This window comes from Microbacterium sp. GQ128 (assembly GCF_059758615.1).
Genome location: NZ_JCAXDY010000003.1, coordinates 154,903 through 171,113 on the forward strand (window position 1 = coordinate 154,903; position 16,211 = coordinate 171,113).

Here is a 16,211-nt window from a genome sequence, read left to right on the forward strand (position 1 = left end):
TGCGGACAGCATCCGGAGCGGCGAGGAGCAGTAGTGGCAGTGAGTGTGCGTGACGTCGCAGCGGCGGCAGGTGTGTCTGTCGGCACGGTGTCGAACGTCCTGAACCAGCCGGACAAAGTCGCGGCGACGACGGTCGAACGGGTGCAGACCGTGATCGCCGAGCTCGGCTTCGTGCGCAACGATGCGGCACGCCAGCTTCGCGCCGGTCGCAGCCGCAGCATCGGACTGATCGTCCCGGACGCGGGCAACCCGTTCTTCGCCGACGTCGCCCGTGGTGCCGAGGCGCGCGCAGACGAAGACTCGCTCGCCGTCCTGCTCGGCAACAGCGACGAGAACCCCTCGCGTGAGGACAGCTACCTCGACCTCTTTCGCGAGCAGCGGGTGAACGGTGTGCTGATCACCCCCGCATCCGAAGACGACGACAAGCTGCTGCGAGTGCAGGCATCGGGCATCCCGGTGGTCCTGGTCGACCGTGAGGTGCCGGGGTCGGCGTTCTGCTCGGTGTCAGTCGACGACGTCGAGGGCGGATTCCTCGCCGCCCGGCATCTGCTGCGGATCGGACGGCGTCGTCTCGCCTTCGTGGGTGGCCCCGAGGGGATCACCCAGGTCGCTCAGCGCCTCGAAGGTGCCCGCCGAGCGGTCGCCGAGGTTGCGGGAGCGACGCTCGAAGTGATCCGGATGCCCGCGCTCACCGTGTTGCACGGTCGTGCGGCCGGCGAGGAGATCGCCGCGCGTGCCGAGCGAGAGCGTCCGGATGCCGTCTTCGCTGCGAACGACCTGCTCGCGGTGGGGATGCTGCAGGCACTGACCCTCTTGCGCACGATCCGGGTGCCGGAGGACATCGCGCTGGTCGGCTACGACGACATCGACTTCGCGACGGCCACGGTGGTGCCGCTGACCTCGGTGCGCCAGCCCGCTCAGCTGATCGGACGCACGGCGGTCGAGCTGCTGCTGAGGTCGATCAGTGATCCCGACGGCGAGTATGAGCGCCGGGTGCGGTTCCGCCCAGAGCTGATCGTGCGGCAGTCGACCGCCGGCTGATTCTCTGCACGCGATCGGCGGTCACCTCGTCAGGGCCACGGATCGCGTATGTGCGCCGTGCCCCAGTTGCTCGATGTCCCGACCCGGAAGGTCGAGTTCGGCGGTGGTGCCGACCGGGACGGTCGCGTCGACGTGCAGTCTGTCGTGCGCGATCCGCCACGAGATGGAGGCCTCGCCGTACGGCGTGCGCTGCGTTGCCGACGCCTGCGTCAGCCCGCCTCCCGGCCGAGGCGCGAACCGGATGCGGCGGTAGCCGGGTTCGGCCGGGGCGAGTCCGGCGACGCTCCGGTGGAGCCAGTCGGCGACGGCTCCGAGCGCGTAGTGGTTGAACGAGGTCATGGTTCCGGGGTTGACCGAACCGTCCGGGAGCAGGGCATCCCACCGTTCCCAGATCGTGGTCGCTCCCTGCACGACCTGGTACAGCCAGGACGGGCACTCCGTCTCCTGCAGCAGGTCGTATGCCGTGTCGGTGTGCCCGGTGAGGGTGAGCGCGTCGCAGACGAGGGGAGTGCCGACGAATCCCGTCGCGATGCGGTTGCCGTCGGCGTGGACGAGTTCGGCGAGACGAGCACCCGCTTTCGCACGCTGCGCAGGGTCGGGGAGCAGATCGAACACGATGGCGAGGGCGTAGGCGGTCTGGGCGTCCGAGGTCATCGTGCCGTCGGGCTCCACGTACGCGGCGCGGAATGCCGCCGCGACCTCGTCGGCGAGGGCGGCGTAATGGACGGCATCCGCCGACTGGTCGAGCACTCGGGCCATGTCGGCGACGGCCCGCGCGGACCGGGCGAAGTAGGCGGTCGCCACCAGGTAGCGGTCGGTGCGCGCATCGCCGGGGTCTTGCGGCGGGGCCGCGGGATCGAGCCAGTCGCCCAGCTGGAAGCCCTCGTTCCACAGGCGGTCGGGGCCCGCGACGGATTCCACCTTGTCGACCCAGCGCCGGGCGCTCTCGAACTGCGCGGCCAGCACGCCGGTGTCGCCGAAGCGCTGATAGATCGTCCAGGGCAGCAGCGTGGCGACGTCGCCCCACGCGGCACCGGGCCGGATCGGATCCCACACCTTGTGGGTCGGGATGACGGGGACGAACCAGGGCACCGTGCCGTCGGGCAGCTGGTCGGCCTCGACGTCACGGAGCCATCCCGAGAGCATCCCCGAGACGTCGAACAGCGTCGACGCGGTCGGGCCGAACACCTGGATGTCGCCCGTCCAGCCCACGCGCTCGTCGCGCTGCGGACAGTCGGTCGGGATGTCGACGAAGTTGCCCCGCATGCCCCAGACCACGTTGCGGTGCAGCTGCTCGACCAGCGGGTCGGAGCAGGCGAACCAGCCCGTGCGTTCGAGGTCGGTGTGCAGCACGCGCGCGGTGAGCGCGCCGGCTGCGGCATCCGCATCGAGGTCGCCCGGCCAGCCGTCGACCTCGACGTAGCGGAATCCGTGGAACGTGAAGCGCGGCTCCCACTCCTCGCCGTCGGGGCGCCCGGCGAGGGTGTAGTGGTCGGTGGAGCGGGCGCTGCGCAGCGGACGTGTGAAGATCTCGCCCTCCTGCAGCACCTCGGCCGTGCGCAGGGTGACCGTCGCGCCCCGCGGTCCCGCGACGCGGATGCGCACCCGTCCGACGAGGTTCTGACCGAAGTCGAGGATGCGCGCACCGCGCGGTGAGGTGAGCACGGCGACGGGAGCGACGTCTTCGGTCACTCGGACGGGCGGTCCGGTCGGCGCCACGAGGGTGCGCGGATCGCGCTCGCGCACGGCGACCGGCGCCCAGTCGCCCTCGTCGAACGTGGGGGTCGACCAGCCCGGCAGCTCCTGCCTCGCGTCGTGGTCCTCGCCGTCGTAGATCCCGGAACGGAGGATGGGGGAGGGGGCGGCCGTCCAGGTGTCATCCGTCGCGAGTGTCACGCGCCGCCCGTCGGCGTAGGTGATCTCCAACTGGGCGAGGAAGGACAGATCCCGGCCGAAGACGTTGCGGTGACCGCCGCGCCAGCCGAGTCGACCCCGGTACCAGCCGTCGCCCAGCCAGGCACCGATCGCGTTCTCGCCGTCGCGCAGCAGGCCCGTCACGTCGTAGGTGTAATACCGAAGTCGCTCGCGGTAGACGGTCCAGCCGGGCGACAGGGTGTCAGTACCGACGCGGATGCCGTTGATCTCCGCGTCGTACAGGCCGTGGGCGGCGGCGTAGAGACGCGCGCGGGCGACCTGGCCGTCGATGCGGAATCCCCGACGCACGAGAGTCGCTCGGCGGGCGTCGCTCTCCGGATCCTCGTCGAGCTCGAGTCCGACCGGCCTCGCGGACCAGTCTTCGGGGTGCAGCAGGCCTGTCTCCAGCCAGGTCTCCGGGCTCGGATCGGACCAGCCGCCGTCGTCGCCCTGCACCGAGACGCGCACGGCGACGCGTTCGCGGGACTCCAGCGCGTGGCTCGGCCACGGCACCAGCACCTGCTCGGAGGAGGCGACCTCGAAGGTCTCCTCTCCGTCGCCGCGGGCAACGGTCACCGCGTAGGACTGCTGCTGCCAATCGGTGGGAGCATCGCTGAGCGTCCAACTCAGACGTGGTCGGGGTTCCCCGATGCCGAGCGGATCCCGGTGGTGTTCGATGCGCGGCGCGGAGACGGTGGTCATGGTCCTCATCCTTGCCGATCGACTCCGTCTGTGCGGTTCCGGCCTCAGGTCGTCGTCTCGCTGCTCCGATCCCGCACGGCCTTCGCGTTCGGTATGCCCCTCGAGAACAGGAGGGACAGGAGGCTGATCAGGATCAGGCCGAAGAAGGCGATGCGCAGCGACGACAGCTGCGAATCGCGGTAGACGGTCGCCAGGGTGTCGGCGTCCGCGTCGCTCAGACCGGCGTCCTCGGCGATGGAGGCGACGTCGGCGGCGGGCACGATCGTGACGCCGTGCTCCGTGGCGGACGCGACGGTGGTCCGGGTGGCGTCGGGCAGATCGCTCGCCGCGACCCCCGACGCGAACGACGTCGACAGCGCCCCGATGAGGATCGAGCCGATGAGTGCGGTGCCGAGCGACGAGCCGAGGTTCTGGAACACGCCCTGGAGGCCGCCGACCTCGCTCGTCTCCTTCTCGGTCACACTCGACATGTTCACGTTGCCGAGCTGGGAGGCGAGCAGCCCGAGCGCAGCGCCGGCGAGGAACATCCCGGTGGCGAAGAATCCGCTGCGCAGATCGCTGGTGGCCGAGCCGAGCAGGATGAGTGCGCTGACGACGAGCGCGAGCTGGCCGATCCGCACGATCGTCCGCGGCGACAGCAGGCGCGAGAGCCGAGTGCCGACGATGGAGAACAGCACGAGGGCGATCGAGAGCGGGAAGATCCGGATGCCGGTCTCCAGGGCATCGAGACCGAGCGTCATCTGCAGGTACACCGGCACCATGAAGAAGAGACCGGCCGTCACGGTGTACTGCGCACCGAGCACCGACAGTCCGCTGCGGAGGGAGGTGATCGAGAACATCCCCACGTGCACGAGAGGCGCCCGCTCGGCGCGTTCGAGGCGCCGCTGCCGGGAGAGGAACAGCGCGAGCAGTACGACCCCGAACACGATGAGCCAGGCGGCGGGGGAGATACCGAGCGGGGCGATGGAGACGCCGCCGATCTCAGGAGGATTGAGGGGCAGGACCCACCCCCAGATCTTGCTCTGCAGCATTCCGAACACGACGGCCACGAGTCCGATCGAGGAGAGCGCGACGCTGAGGATGTCGATCGGCACGGTCTGTCTCGGCGTCGGGTCGGTGACGATCCGTGCGCACAGCACGACGCCGATCATGATGAAGACCTCGGCCACGAAGACGTAGCGCCAGTCGAGGTACGTCGTCACGAAGCCGCCGATCAGAGGCCCTGCCGCGACGGCCGCGCCGGACACGGCGCCGATGATCGCGAAGGCCGTGATCCGCTCCCGACCGCGGTAGTTGTCCGCGACGAGTGCTGCGATAGCCGGGATCACCAGCACGGCGCCCAGCCCCTCGATGATCGACCAGCCGAGGAAGAGGAACTGCACGTTCGGACTCAGCGCGGTGATCAGCGAGCCCAGCGCATACACGCACGACCCGATCACGAATGCCCTGCGGCGGCCCCACACATCGCCGAGTTTCGCGCCCAGCAGCATGAACGCGGCCATCGTCAGGGTGTAGAAGGTGATGGCACCCTGCATCGCCGCGACGGTGGTGTCGAGATCGGACACGACGGTCGAGATCGACACGTTCATCACGGTGCCGTCGAGCACCATCACGAACTGCGCGGACCCGAGGACCGCGATGACGCCCCACTTCTTCATGACGTCTCCTTCGAGCGCGCAGCGGACGCGACGGGGGTGGTGATGTTCGCGCCGGCGCCGCGCATGATGCGCGCGACGGCGGTGATGAGGAACAGCTGACCGGTGATCGCCTCCGCGACCGCGACAGCCTGCGATGTCGCGTTCGCCGGAACGAGGTTGCCGTAGCCGGTGGTCGTGAGGGTGGTGAACGAGAAGAAGAGTTGGTTGGCGAGCGAGTCCTCGCCAGCGTCGCCGAACACGGGGGAGGAGGAGGCGAGCGAGAGCAGATTGAAGACGAACGTGAAGAAGAGGCCCACGAGGACGTAGGCGGTGATCGCCGCCAGCAAGGCCTCGACGTTGAGCCCGCGTCGCTTCACCTGGTGCCCGATGATCGCGATGGGGGACACGAGCAGTGCGAACATCGTCGCCGCGGAGAACACGATGTCGAGCACATGCCCGCTCGCACCGAGAAGTGTCGTGACGATGGTGGCCACCCCTGCGGCTGACAGGATGATCCACGCCACATGCTGGACCGTGCGCGGCGCGGCCGTGACCCGGAAGACGACGGCGACCGTCATGAGCGTGACCAGAAACGCCCACGGGCTCGGATTCGTGCCACGCTGAGCGGCGCACAGCGCATACGAGACCACGACCAGCGCAGCGACGACCGCATACCCCGATGCCCCGCTGAACAGCAGATCGGGGCGTCGATCATCGGTCCGGGCTTTCGCTGCCCGTGCCGACGCGCTCACCGGCCCGGCTCCCAGGAGGTCACCGTCGGCAGGCGTCCGGAGGCGCGGGCTGCGAGGAAGGCCGCGTAGTCCTCATCGTTCTGATCGGCGTAGGTGTCGGCGAAGGCGCAGATCGCCTCTTCGAACGCCCGGCCCCGGCCGAGGTAGCCGGCCACCTCGAGACGATCCCCGCTTCGGGCGTGCCCGCGTGCGAGGGTCTCGCCGCAGATGCGCGCGTAGAGCGCAGCCCCGCCCGGAGTCATCGTCTCCGGATCGACATCGCCCTTCCAGTCGTGCAGTTGGCGCACGTAGAAATCCCGCGTGATACCGTCGGCGCCGGTCACCCGCTGCCAGCCGAGGAAGAGGTCGCTGACCGCCTGCATGAGCCGCTGACCGCGCACGACCCGCTCGCCCTCGGTGTCGTGCGCGCCCGGGCCGAGGAAACGTTCGAGCACCGACGGCTGCGCGGTCTTCGCCTGCAGGAGCAGCGGATCCCTGTCGTTCCTCCCGCTGAGCAGGATGACCCAGGCGCGCGTGCCGACGCTGCCGATCCCGCCGACCGTCCTGGCCATGTGCCGGTAGCGGTACTCGGAGATCGGGTGCCGGTCGCCCGGGAGCGTGTCCTGGTACGCGGCGAGGAGTTCGTGCATGATGCCGACCTCGTCGAGCTGCGCGACGGCTTCGGGGAGGAGATCTTCGACCGGGGTCACCAGCGGCGGGTTCGCGATGATCCTCAGCTGCCCGTCCACGACGTGCACCAGCTTCGCGAATGAGCGCATCCGGTGGCGCTTGCGGGCCTTCTTCACGGCCGCATCGAGTCGCGCAACCGTCTCGTCGTCCGCTCGTCGTCGGTCTCGCTCCGCCCGGATGCGTCGCCGTGCACTGTCGGCGTCGAACCGGTCGTACCAGGCGTCGAGGACGGGGGAGTCGGCCGCCCGCCGCATGGCCTTGCGGTACCCGACGACCGAGGCGCGGACGCAGGCCGCGATCTCGTCGTCCGCGAATCCGCGATGGCGTCCGGCCACCGCGAAACTCGTCGCCAGTCGCTTCAGGTCCCACTCGAACGGCCCGGGGAACGTCTCGTCGAAGTCGTTCATGTCGAAGATCAGCCGGCGCTCGGGGGTGCCGAACAGGCCGAAGTTCGACAGATGCGCGTCGCCGCACAGCTGCACGGTGATGCCGGTGTGTGCGGAGGCGGCGAGATCCGATGCCATGAGCAGCGCGGAGCCGCGGAAGAAGGCGAACGGCGAGGCGGACATCCGCTCATATCGCAGGGGCACGATGTCGAGGTCGCGGGTCGTGGCCTGTCCCTCCAGGAGCGCAACCGGGTCGGGGCGATCCGCCCCCGGACGCCACGACCCCTGCCGCGAGCGGGGGGCGCGAGTGCGTGCGTCGCGGCCACGGTTGCGTCTGAGGGCGAACTCCGGCGCCACCTCATCCGGCGCGGCGAAGTCGTCGCGCTCGTCGGCGTTTCGGTCACTGGCCATGTCGCACCTCGCACCCGCTCGATGACGGCGCGGGATCCGGATGACCGGGGCGGATCCCCGGGGTCGGGTGCGGGCGGCGTCGCACCGCTCATCGTGCCAGCGGGCGACGGGTCACGAGAGTCGCCCATCACCCCTTTCGGGCGAGGGTGCCCGGAGCGGGTCGACGCCCCTCAGGCGTCGCTGGTCGTGGCGCGCTTCGCGCTCGCGCCGCGCATGATCCGCGCGACCGCCGTGATGAGGAAGAGCTGACCCGTGATGCCCTCGGCGATCGCCACCGCCTGGCCGCCGGTGCCGACCGGCACGAGATTTCCGTAACCGGTCGTCGTGAGCGCCGTGAAGGAGAAGAACAGCTGATTGCCGAGCGAGTCGAGGCTCTCCTCGCCGAACAGCGGATCCGCCGAGATCTGCGACATCAGGTTGTACACGAAGGCGAAGAACATGCCGACGAGGATGTAGGCGGTGATCGCGGCCAGCAGTGCCTCCAGATTCAGGCCGCGACGGGTCACCTGGTGGGCGATGACCACCCAGGGGGCGACGAGGAGCGCGATCATCGACGCGGCCTAGAGCGGGATGGCGAGCAACGGGCCCTCGAGTCCGAACAGATCGGCGACGACGGCAGCGACCCCGGCGACGGAGAGCACGATCCAGGAGACCCGCTGCACCATCGGTCGGGCCCTGGTCACATGGAAGACCATGGCGACCGTCGCGAGCATGGGGAGGAAGGCCCAGGGGCTCGGGTCGGTGCTGGGCTGTATCGCGCACAGGCCGTACGACACGATGAGCAGGACGAGGACGATCCCGTACCCGAGAGCGCGGTCATCCCACCGGCGGCCGAGCCGGCCTGTGGCGCGTTGCTCGTCCACCGCTTCTGTCAGGGGCATGTCGACTCCACTCCGGTGTCGTGGACGCGTCGTCCACGATGTGCGGCCAGTATCCCAGCGCCGGGGCGCATCCCGTCTCAGGGCGGGTGCGCGTCGGCGGGAACGGGAACCGCACCCCGGTTCGAGACTGCTCGCCGAACCCGTTATGATGGCTGAGTGCATCCGATCTTCGGGTCGGATCCACGGAGACGTCGCATAGTCCGGCCGAGTGCACCACCCTGCTAAGGTGGAGTCCCCTCACGGGGACCAGGGGTTCAAATCCCCTCGTCTCCGCATTGAAAATCCCCGCTCAGGCGGGGATTTCTTCTTTCTGGAGGTCCCAGGTAGATAGGGCGTGATTGCCACTTCTTGGCGGCCAGGTGTCCCCCAGGTGTCCCCCGATCGGGTGACGGGCTCCACAAACTGCCCGACCCGCCGCTGTCTGCTGCCCCTCCATACGTCGCGAACGACGGTGAACGGATCATCGCAGTCGATCACCAGGATGGTGAGGTCGTTGCGATCGGATTCGACCCGGCGTTTACGCTGCAGCCAATGCCGGGGGAGCGGGCAGCGCTCCCGATCGTCGCCGCGCTCTCCCTGCTGATCCTGCTCTCACACCTGATCGCGCATCCTGTCGCCGCTCTCGTCCGCCGGCTCCGCAAGCAGCACGACGGTCGCTCACGTGCGTGGCGTCGTGCGGGCTGGTTTACGTGGGTGGCGGTCCTGGGTCTGGCGGTGTCGGTGCTGCCTTGGTCTGCGGTGGCGAGTGCCCTGCTGACGGATGGCCCGGCACCAGATTCTCCCGTCATCCGTGCAGGTCAGGTTCTGCTCGTCATCGCGGCTCTCGGCATTTTCCCTGCCGTGTGGCGGCTGGTGATGTCGTTCCGTCCATTCCCACGCCGATGGATTGCCGTGGCCTGGTCGATCGTGCTCACCGCAGCGTTCGGAGGACTGATCTTCACGCTACTCGTCGGCGGAATCCTGCAACCCAGCCTCAGCTACTGACACCCCCGGGGGACGGCAACGCTCCCGGATGGCGGAGCAGCACCGTCGCCTCCGCCCTCCCCGATCTACACCGCCGCGACCAGTCCAACGGACGACGGTGAGTTGAATCCTGACCTATCAGCGGGTGGCGAAGACACCCCGCAGAAACGATCGTTTCCGGCGTGATCCGGTCTGGCGTCCCGGAACGGGGTCCGTTAACGTTCACCGGAATCCCGATACGGCGGGGGTTTTCGGTCGGCTCGTGAACCGGCGTTGGCCGGGCGCCGTACGGTAGTTCGGTTGGCCTATCTCTTGATGATCTTCGGCGGGGTGAAGTCTCCGGCAAGGGTTTCGGTGGTGGGCGAGTAGAGCCGAAGCATCGGGGCGAACGCTCCCTGTGGTGCGGGTAGCCAGTTCGCTTCGCGCTCGGTCCCTGGAGATGCGTGCTGAATGTAGATGTCGAGTGAACCGTCAGGGTTGACGATCAATGGGTCTCGGTCGCGAATCACGAAGCGGTTGAGTCGGTTCGGGACCTGGAAGCCTTCGCCGTCGTACATCGTGAGGGACCAGAAGGCATCCACGCCCGGCTGTTGGCCGGCGTCGAAGTGGAGCACGTAGTTGTGCTCCCCGGTGAACGGTTGACCGTCGGCGTCGACGAAGGCGTTGGGGTAGATCGCGTCCTCGGGGAGGTTTGCTCCGAGCCCGGCCATTGCGACAAGAGCGCGCACGCGATACGAGGTGCCGTACGTTCCGAACGACTGCTCCCAGTTCCACCCGTTTCGCACGATGCCGATGCTGGCTTCGGTCATTGCTTTCACGAGATCGTGCAGGGCCGTGTCTCGGGCTGCCGAGACGGCGGCAGTAGCAGCATCGTTCAGCACCGCAGGGTTGAAGTCCTCGCCTGGCACGATTCCGATGGCGCGCATCCGGTGCAGGATCGGGTAATCGTTAGCGTGCGGCGGGTTCTCTTTCAGCAACTCGGCAAAGAGTGTGAAGAAATCGACGCTGCTGAGCGCGTTCACCTGGTCCAGTGGCGGTGTCACATCATCCACGCTCGGGTCGACGGGTGCCGCAGAAGGCGTGCCTGATTCTTGGCCGTACGCGTCCATACGGGTGATGCGGTACTGGTCCTGGATGCGGTGGACTTCCGCGAAATCGTCGGGGCCGTTGCTCTGTGTGCGACCCATGACCCAGACGTGCGGCGTCGGTGCGACTATCAGGTCGAGTCCGCTGGGGACTTCGCCGCTCCACGCGGGCGGCGCGATGAGGAAGTCGCGGGCTTCACCGAGGGTGTTTCGGCTGCCAGGAACGGCGAAGATGTCCGTCCACATGTCGAGCATGGGCGTGAGGTAGTACCGGTCAGGCGCATCGGGCGTGTGGAGAATCACAGGGCCGTCTCGGAGATCGAGCCACGCGAACGAGTAGAGCGTATCGAAGTTGAAACGCACGACGTCCTTGGATTCTGCTGCGGGGTACTCCCGGGCGTGCGCGAACTGGTTCGCCGGTGCCCGCAACAACGCAGTATTCGCATCCGGGACGTTCGTCATCTGGCGCCGCGTGAACTCCATCGTCACGAGCGGGTACGCGTACAGGTACGCGTCGACGGCAACCTTGCTGAGATCGAATTGCGACATAAGTTTGTCCCCCTGGCTCCCTGGTACCTCGAAGCCTAGGGTGAACCGCGCCCCAGAGGCCACAGTTCCGAATGGCGCAGCCCGCAACCACGATGTCAGAGAGGTGCGCGCCTGGCCTGCCGGAAACGATCGTTTTTGGCGGGGGCTCATCTCCCAAAACGGGCGAGGCAGTTCAAATCGCCTCGCCCGTTTACTTGGTTCCGACGCGTTGCGATCAGCCTGCTGCGGGGGCGATCTCGTTCGGCGTCACGTTGAGCTCGGTGCTCGCGAGCACCTTTCCGGTCGTCAGGTCGACCGCGTGCACGCTGTTCGCTGCGGGCTCGGTGACGTAGGCGATGTTCCCGGCGACGACGATGGCGGGGTGGGCGTCCTGCCACTCGGCCGGGCCCTCCCATGCCTCGACGACGGGGAAGCTGTCGGTGATCTGACCGGTCTCGGGGTCGAGCACGTGGATCGAGCCGTCGGTGCTGAGGATGTAGGCGAGGTCGTCCGGGCCGCGCACGACGTCACGGAAGGTGTACTCGACGCTCTCGGGGAGGTCGACGACCTCGAGCGTCTGGGTCTCGGTGTCGATGAGCGTGACGGCGCTGAGCAGGTAGCCCTCCGCGTCGACGTCGTTCTTGTAGTCGCCGACGATGATGGGGCTGGTCTCGCTGACGTAGGCGTTGCCCATGCGGCCGTAGGGCTGGTCGGGAGCGTCGAGCTTGGTGATCTCGCCGTCGTGGTAGACCAGCGCGCCGTTCTCGCAGCCGAAGACGACGACCTCGTCCTTCGCGGTGCCTTCACCGTGCACGCCGGGGCACTGGTCCGACGATGCGATCTCGGTGCCTTCGGCATCCTTCGCCACAATGCTGTTGCGGCCGTCGGCGTTGCCGAGCGTGGTGAGGAAGGTGCCGTCCTCGAGTACGACCGAGACGCCGTGGTGCGCCTCGACGCCGGGGATGGTCTCGACCTTGGGCAGACCGTCCGCATTCGCCAGGTCGGCGGTGTCGAAGATCGTGGTGTCGCTGGTGCCGTCGGCGTAGAGGACGGTCTTGTCGGCGTGCCGCACGACGTGACCCGGGGTGTCGGCCTCGAAGATCGTGTCGGTGAGCTCGGGCTCGTCAGAGGTTCCGGCGGCCGTGTCGAGCACCTGGAAGCCCTCGCTCATCGTGACCATCACGTGGCGGTCGTCGCCGGCGGGGTTGAGGCGGGTGAACGGCTCGGAGTCGAAGTCGGCGACAGTGTCGAGCGTCTCGCCGTCGAGGACGAGGATGCCGCCCTCATAGGAGATCGCGACGCGGGCGCCCGCCGTGTCGGACGTGCTGCTGTCGGGGCTGGACGCCGGGGCGGTCGAGTCGCCGCCGGCAGCGCAGGACGCCAGGGTGACGACCGCGCCGATCGCGACGACGCCGATCAACGCGCGACGCAGGGGGGAGGTTCGCATGTGCATGCCTCTTTCTCTGTGGTGGGGTCTCACGGCGTGAGACCGGTGGTGATGCGTTCGGTGTTGACGTGCATCATGGTCAGGTAGTCGGGGGCGCCCTCGTCGGGGCCGGTGAGCGATTCGGTGTACAGCTCGATGACCTCGACCTGCACCTTCGCCTCACTTGCGAGGGCCTGGACGAGGCGGTCAGGCGACGACGACTCCGCGAAGATCGCGGGCACGCCGGTCTCCTCGATCGCGTCGACCAGGTCGGCGAGATCGGATGCCGAGGGCGCGGCCAGGGTCGTCCCGCCCGGGATCACCGCGCCGATGATGTCGAAGCCGAAGCGCTGAGCGAGGTAACCGAAGACGTGGTGATTGGTGACCAGTGCGCGGCGGTCCTCCGGGATCCCGGCGAATGCCTCGCTCATCTCGGCATCCAGTGCCTGCAGCTCGTCGCGATACGCGTCGACGGTCGCATCCAGTGCGTCGGCGTCGATACCGTCGATGTCGGCGAGCACCGGCGCGATCGCGTCGACGACGTCGATCATCCGCTCCGGGTCCGTCCAGAAGTGGGAGTCCGGCATCCCCTCCGCATCGCCCTCGCTGTAGTCGAGCACGTCGATGGCGTCGCCGGCCACAAACATCGGCACGTCGTCGGCGGCTGCAGCGTCGAGGTGCTGCTGCAGCCCCTCCTCGAGGCCGAGGCCGTTCGAGACGATGAGGTCCGCCCCGCGCAGTGTCGAGGCTTCCTGCGCTGAGATCTCGAAGGAATGCGGGTCGGCGTTGGGCTTCATCAGCGTCACCACCTGCGCCTGTTCGCCGACGAGTTCGTCCACGACGTCACCGAGGATGTTCGTCGAGACCACGACCGTCGGGCGCGAGTCCTCCGGGGTGGAGCAGGCGGTGAGACCGGCCGCCGTGAGTCCGGTGAGGGCGAGGATGCCGAGGAGGCGTGCGGCGCGCATGTCAGCGTCCTGTCTCGGCGACGAACGCCGGTTCGGTGGTGGTGTCGAAGGTACGAGCGATGCGCGCGGCATCCGCATAGTCGATCTCGTAGAGCCGCTGCTCGGTCGGTGCGCTGAGGTACGCACGGTGCTGATCGGCGATGAGGGTGGGCGACCCACCCGCGGCCAGGGTCTCGGCCACGAGCGGCGCGGTCTCCGCCAGCAACGCCCCGGTCTCGTCGAGCACGAGCACGCGGCCGTCCTGAGCGAGCGCGAGCAGGTGGCCGTCCTCATCGTCGACCGCGGTCACGTGCTCGAGGGGAGCGGGCGAGGGATGAAGGGTCCAGGCACGCTCGCGCGTGTCCAAGAGCCAGATCCCCTCGGAGCCGGCAGGGCCTGCGAGGCCGGCGACCGTGGGGCGCCCCTCGCGGTTGTCGAACGAGGTCGCGGCGGGTGCGGTCGTTCCGGCCGGGTAGGGGATCCGTTCGACGTGCAGTTTCTCGTCGTCGTCGACGCGCGCGAGGAGCGCGCCGTCCTCGCAGCCGATCACGGCGCCGACCCGGGTCGTGATGGTGCCGGCCGGAGCGGCGCAGGGCTCCTCGAGGCCCACCGCCTCACCGTCGGCCGTGTAGCCGACGACCGAGGAGCCGACACCGTCGGATCCCTCGGTGACGAGGGCGAAGGAGCCGACCGGGACCACGAGCCCGGCGTGGGGTTGGCGTTCGATGCGGAACAACTCGGTGATCTCGCCCTTCGACAGGGCCTGGGTGTCGAGCAGCACGGCATCGCCGGAACCGGCGAACGACAGGCCGGTGCCGCCGGTGGTCGACAGATTGGTCGTCGCGATCGCGGCGTCGCCTTCTCCCGCGACGGAGCCGAGCAACGTGGGCGCCGCCCGGTAGTAGTGGAAGTGGTCGACGTGATCCCAGGTCCACACGCCGCTGTCGACGATCTCGATGCCGTCGTCGGTTTGGGCGAAGAGATAGCGTCCGTCGGTCGTCATGGCCGTAGGTGCCGGGATCTCGCCGATGTCGGTGACGCTCTCGTCGAGCAGGTCTAGGTGGGTGACGAGCCCCTGCGCGTCGATCGAGGTGAGTCCGAGCTGCGGTTCGGCGACTTCTTCCGCGCCGGCGACCGCGCCGTGTCCGTCGTCGGCCGGGCCGCTCGGCGCCGTCGGTTCGGTGGACGCGGTGCCGCAGGCGGCCAGGGAGACGGCGAGTGTGCCGGTGAGGGCGAAGAGGGCGATGCGAGAGCGCACGGGATCCTTCCTTGTCGTGTGTCGTGCGGGAGGTCGCTTCGTCGCGACGACGGGTTCAGACGGGTCGCGTCCGCGTCCCGAGAGAGTGGACGGCCTGGCGCGCTGCCCATGAGAGGCAGGTGAGCAGGATGGCGGATGCCGCCACCGAAGCTCCGGCGGCCGTCGCGGCGTACCAGGAGGCGAGGAGGCCGAGGAACACCGCGACCACGCCGAAGACGGCGGCGAGTGCCATCCGCGTGGGGATGCGGGTGGTCCAGTGCCCGGCGGCGACCGCCGGTGCGAGCAGCAGGCCGACGACGAGCATCGATCCGACCGCCTGATAGGAGGCCACGACGGCGAGGGTGACGAGTCCGACGAGCACGGGCTGCGCGATCCGCGGGCGCAGACCGAGAACGGCGGCGATGCGGGCGTCGAGGGAGAGGGCGACGAACGAGCGGTGGAAGAGCACGGCGACGATCAATCCGGTGGCGGCGGCGACGGCGAGCAGCACGAGGTCGCTCTGACTGATCGCCAGGATGTCGCCGAACAGGATGGCGGTCGCGTCGGTGGCGAAGCTGCCCGAGTGGGAGATGATGATGACGCCCAGCGCCAGCATCGACACGAACAAGAGGCCGATGCTGGTGTCGTACGACAGGCGCGCGCGTCGTTGCAGCGCACCGATACCCACGCTCATGGCGACAGCGCTGGTGGCGCCGCCGACAAGGACCGGCAGCGAGAGAACGGTCGCCAGCGCGACGCCCGGAAGCATGCCATGAGCCAGCGCCTCCCCGAGGAACGCCATCCCGCGGATCACGACCCACGTACCGACGATGGCGCACAGGATGGCCACCAGTGCGCCGCCGAGCATCCCGCGCTGCAGGAAGTCGAGGGCGAACGGGCCGAGGACGCCGGTCGAATGGATGCTCACGGTTTGCGAGCCTAGACGTTTTTGAGAACGATTATCAAACTCATAAGCTGGGCTCATGACCTCCTCCCGAACGAAGTGCGGCATGATCGCGCAACTGACAGGCATCGACGTCGCTTTCGATGGGCGGGCGGCGCTCTCCGGTGTCCGAGTCGAGTTCGCTTCAGGGACGATGGCCGTCATCACCGGGCCGAACGGCGCGGGCAAGTCGACGCTGCTCGAGGTGCTGGCGGGCACGCGAGAGCACGGCGGCGAGCGTACGGTCAGAGGTAGCATCGCCTTCGTCCCGCAGCGTGCCGCGATCCCTCCGGGTCTTCCGGTGTCGGTGAAAGACGTCGTGAGCGTTGGGGCGTGGGGCCACCTCGGGATGTGGCGCCGGATGGATGCCGCGGCCCGCGCGGTCGTCGAGCAGTCGATGGACCGACTCGACATCCGAGCGCTGGCCAGGCACCCGTTCGCCTCCCTCTCCGGCGGCCAACAGCAGCGAGCCTTGCTCGCCCAGGGGCTGGCGCGAGGCGCTGACCTGCTGCTACTCGACGAGCCGACGACCGGCCTCGACTCCGCCAGCAGCCTCCGAATCAGAACGGTATTGCGCGAAGAGGCCGCGCGCGGCGTCGCCGTGGTCTGCGTCTCGCACGATCCCGCCGTGATCGGCGATGCCGAGCACAACGTTCCTCTCGTGGATGGGCGCATCGGCCCCTCCTGAC

General features: G+C 68.7%; 14 protein-coding genes and 1 tRNA gene. 4 read left to right on the forward strand and 11 right to left on the reverse strand.

Annotated elements, in window-relative coordinates:
* Positions 1-33 precede the first annotated feature (33 nt).
* A complete protein-coding gene (locus AC6CHX_RS10930) occupies positions 34-1,041 on the forward strand; it encodes a LacI family DNA-binding transcriptional regulator (RefSeq protein WP_498272835.1) in 1,008 nt (335 codons plus the stop codon).
* Between the two features lie 21 nt (positions 1,042-1,062).
* On the opposite strand, the gene AC6CHX_RS10935 is transcribed toward AC6CHX_RS10930, so the two are convergent.
* From AC6CHX_RS10935 to AC6CHX_RS10960, 6 genes are all read right to left on the reverse strand, one after another.
* Complete coding sequence (locus tag AC6CHX_RS10935) at positions 1,063-3,657, reverse strand: family 78 glycoside hydrolase catalytic domain (protein WP_498272836.1); 2,595 nt, start codon at positions 3,655-3,657, stop codon at positions 1,063-1,065.
* 44 nt (positions 3,658-3,701) lie between these two features.
* A complete protein-coding gene (locus AC6CHX_RS10940) occupies positions 3,702-5,315 on the reverse strand; it encodes an MFS transporter (protein ID WP_498272837.1) in 1,614 nt (537 codons plus the stop codon).
* Positions 5,312-6,046 (reverse strand): ion channel, encoded by a 735-nt coding sequence (locus tag AC6CHX_RS10945; RefSeq protein WP_498272838.1) that lies wholly within the window; start codon positions 6,044-6,046, stop codon positions 5,312-5,314. The genes AC6CHX_RS10940 and AC6CHX_RS10945 overlap by 4 nt, the downstream gene beginning before the upstream one ends.
* Positions 6,043-7,512 carry a DUF2252 domain-containing protein gene (locus AC6CHX_RS10950; RefSeq protein ID WP_498272839.1) on the reverse strand — a complete coding sequence of 490 codons (1,470 nt, stop codon included), beginning with the start codon at positions 7,510-7,512 and terminating at the stop codon, positions 6,043-6,045. The genes AC6CHX_RS10945 and AC6CHX_RS10950 overlap by 4 nt, the downstream gene beginning before the upstream one ends.
* 170 nt (positions 7,513-7,682) lie before the next feature.
* The gene (locus tag AC6CHX_RS10955) at positions 7,683-8,063 is read right to left on the reverse strand and encodes a potassium channel family protein (RefSeq protein WP_498272840.1); all 381 of its coding nucleotides are present in this window, start codon (positions 8,061-8,063) and stop codon (positions 7,683-7,685) included.
* Between the two features lie 9 nt (positions 8,064-8,072).
* Positions 8,073-8,393 carry a hypothetical protein gene (locus AC6CHX_RS10960; RefSeq protein ID WP_498272841.1) on the reverse strand — a complete coding sequence of 107 codons (321 nt, stop codon included), beginning with the start codon at positions 8,391-8,393 and terminating at the stop codon, positions 8,073-8,075.
* Positions 8,394-8,577: 184 nt separating this feature from the next.
* Here AC6CHX_RS10960 and AC6CHX_RS10965 point away from each other — a divergent pair.
* A tRNA-Ser gene (locus AC6CHX_RS10965) sits at positions 8,578-8,666 on the forward strand.
* Positions 8,667-8,924: 258 nt separating this feature from the next.
* The gene (locus AC6CHX_RS10970; RefSeq protein ID WP_498272842.1) at positions 8,925-9,377 is read left to right on the forward strand and encodes a hypothetical protein; all 453 of its coding nucleotides are present in this window, start codon (positions 8,925-8,927) and stop codon (positions 9,375-9,377) included.
* 284 nt (positions 9,378-9,661) lie between these two features.
* Here AC6CHX_RS10970 and AC6CHX_RS10975 read toward each other — a convergent pair whose 3' ends face one another.
* From AC6CHX_RS10975 to aztB, 5 genes are all read right to left on the reverse strand, one after another.
* A complete protein-coding gene (locus AC6CHX_RS10975; RefSeq protein ID WP_498272843.1) occupies positions 9,662-10,990 on the reverse strand; it encodes a DUF1254 domain-containing protein in 1,329 nt (442 codons plus the stop codon).
* A 214-nt stretch (positions 10,991-11,204) separates the two neighbouring features.
* Positions 11,205-12,416: a zinc metallochaperone AztD gene (gene aztD, locus AC6CHX_RS10980; protein WP_498272844.1), complete on the reverse strand. Its 1,212-nt coding sequence runs from the start codon at positions 12,414-12,416 to the stop codon at positions 11,205-11,207.
* 29 nt (positions 12,417-12,445) lie between these two features.
* On the reverse strand, positions 12,446-13,363 hold the full coding sequence (aztC, locus tag AC6CHX_RS10985) for a zinc ABC transporter substrate-binding protein AztC (RefSeq protein WP_498272845.1): 918 nt from the start codon (positions 13,361-13,363) through the stop codon (positions 12,446-12,448).
* Between the two features lies 1 nt (position 13,364).
* Complete coding sequence (locus tag AC6CHX_RS10990) at positions 13,365-14,600, reverse strand: ABC transporter (protein ID WP_498272846.1); 1,236 nt, start codon at positions 14,598-14,600, stop codon at positions 13,365-13,367.
* Between the two features lie 55 nt (positions 14,601-14,655).
* On the reverse strand, positions 14,656-15,507 hold the full coding sequence (aztB, locus tag AC6CHX_RS10995; protein ID WP_498272847.1) for a zinc ABC transporter permease AztB: 852 nt from the start codon (positions 15,505-15,507) through the stop codon (positions 14,656-14,658).
* 55 nt (positions 15,508-15,562) lie between these two features.
* Between aztB and aztA the strand changes: the two genes are divergently transcribed.
* A complete protein-coding gene (gene aztA, locus AC6CHX_RS11000; RefSeq protein ID WP_498272848.1) occupies positions 15,563-16,210 on the forward strand; it encodes a zinc ABC transporter ATP-binding protein AztA in 648 nt (215 codons plus the stop codon).
* Position 16,211 lies beyond the last annotated feature (1 nt).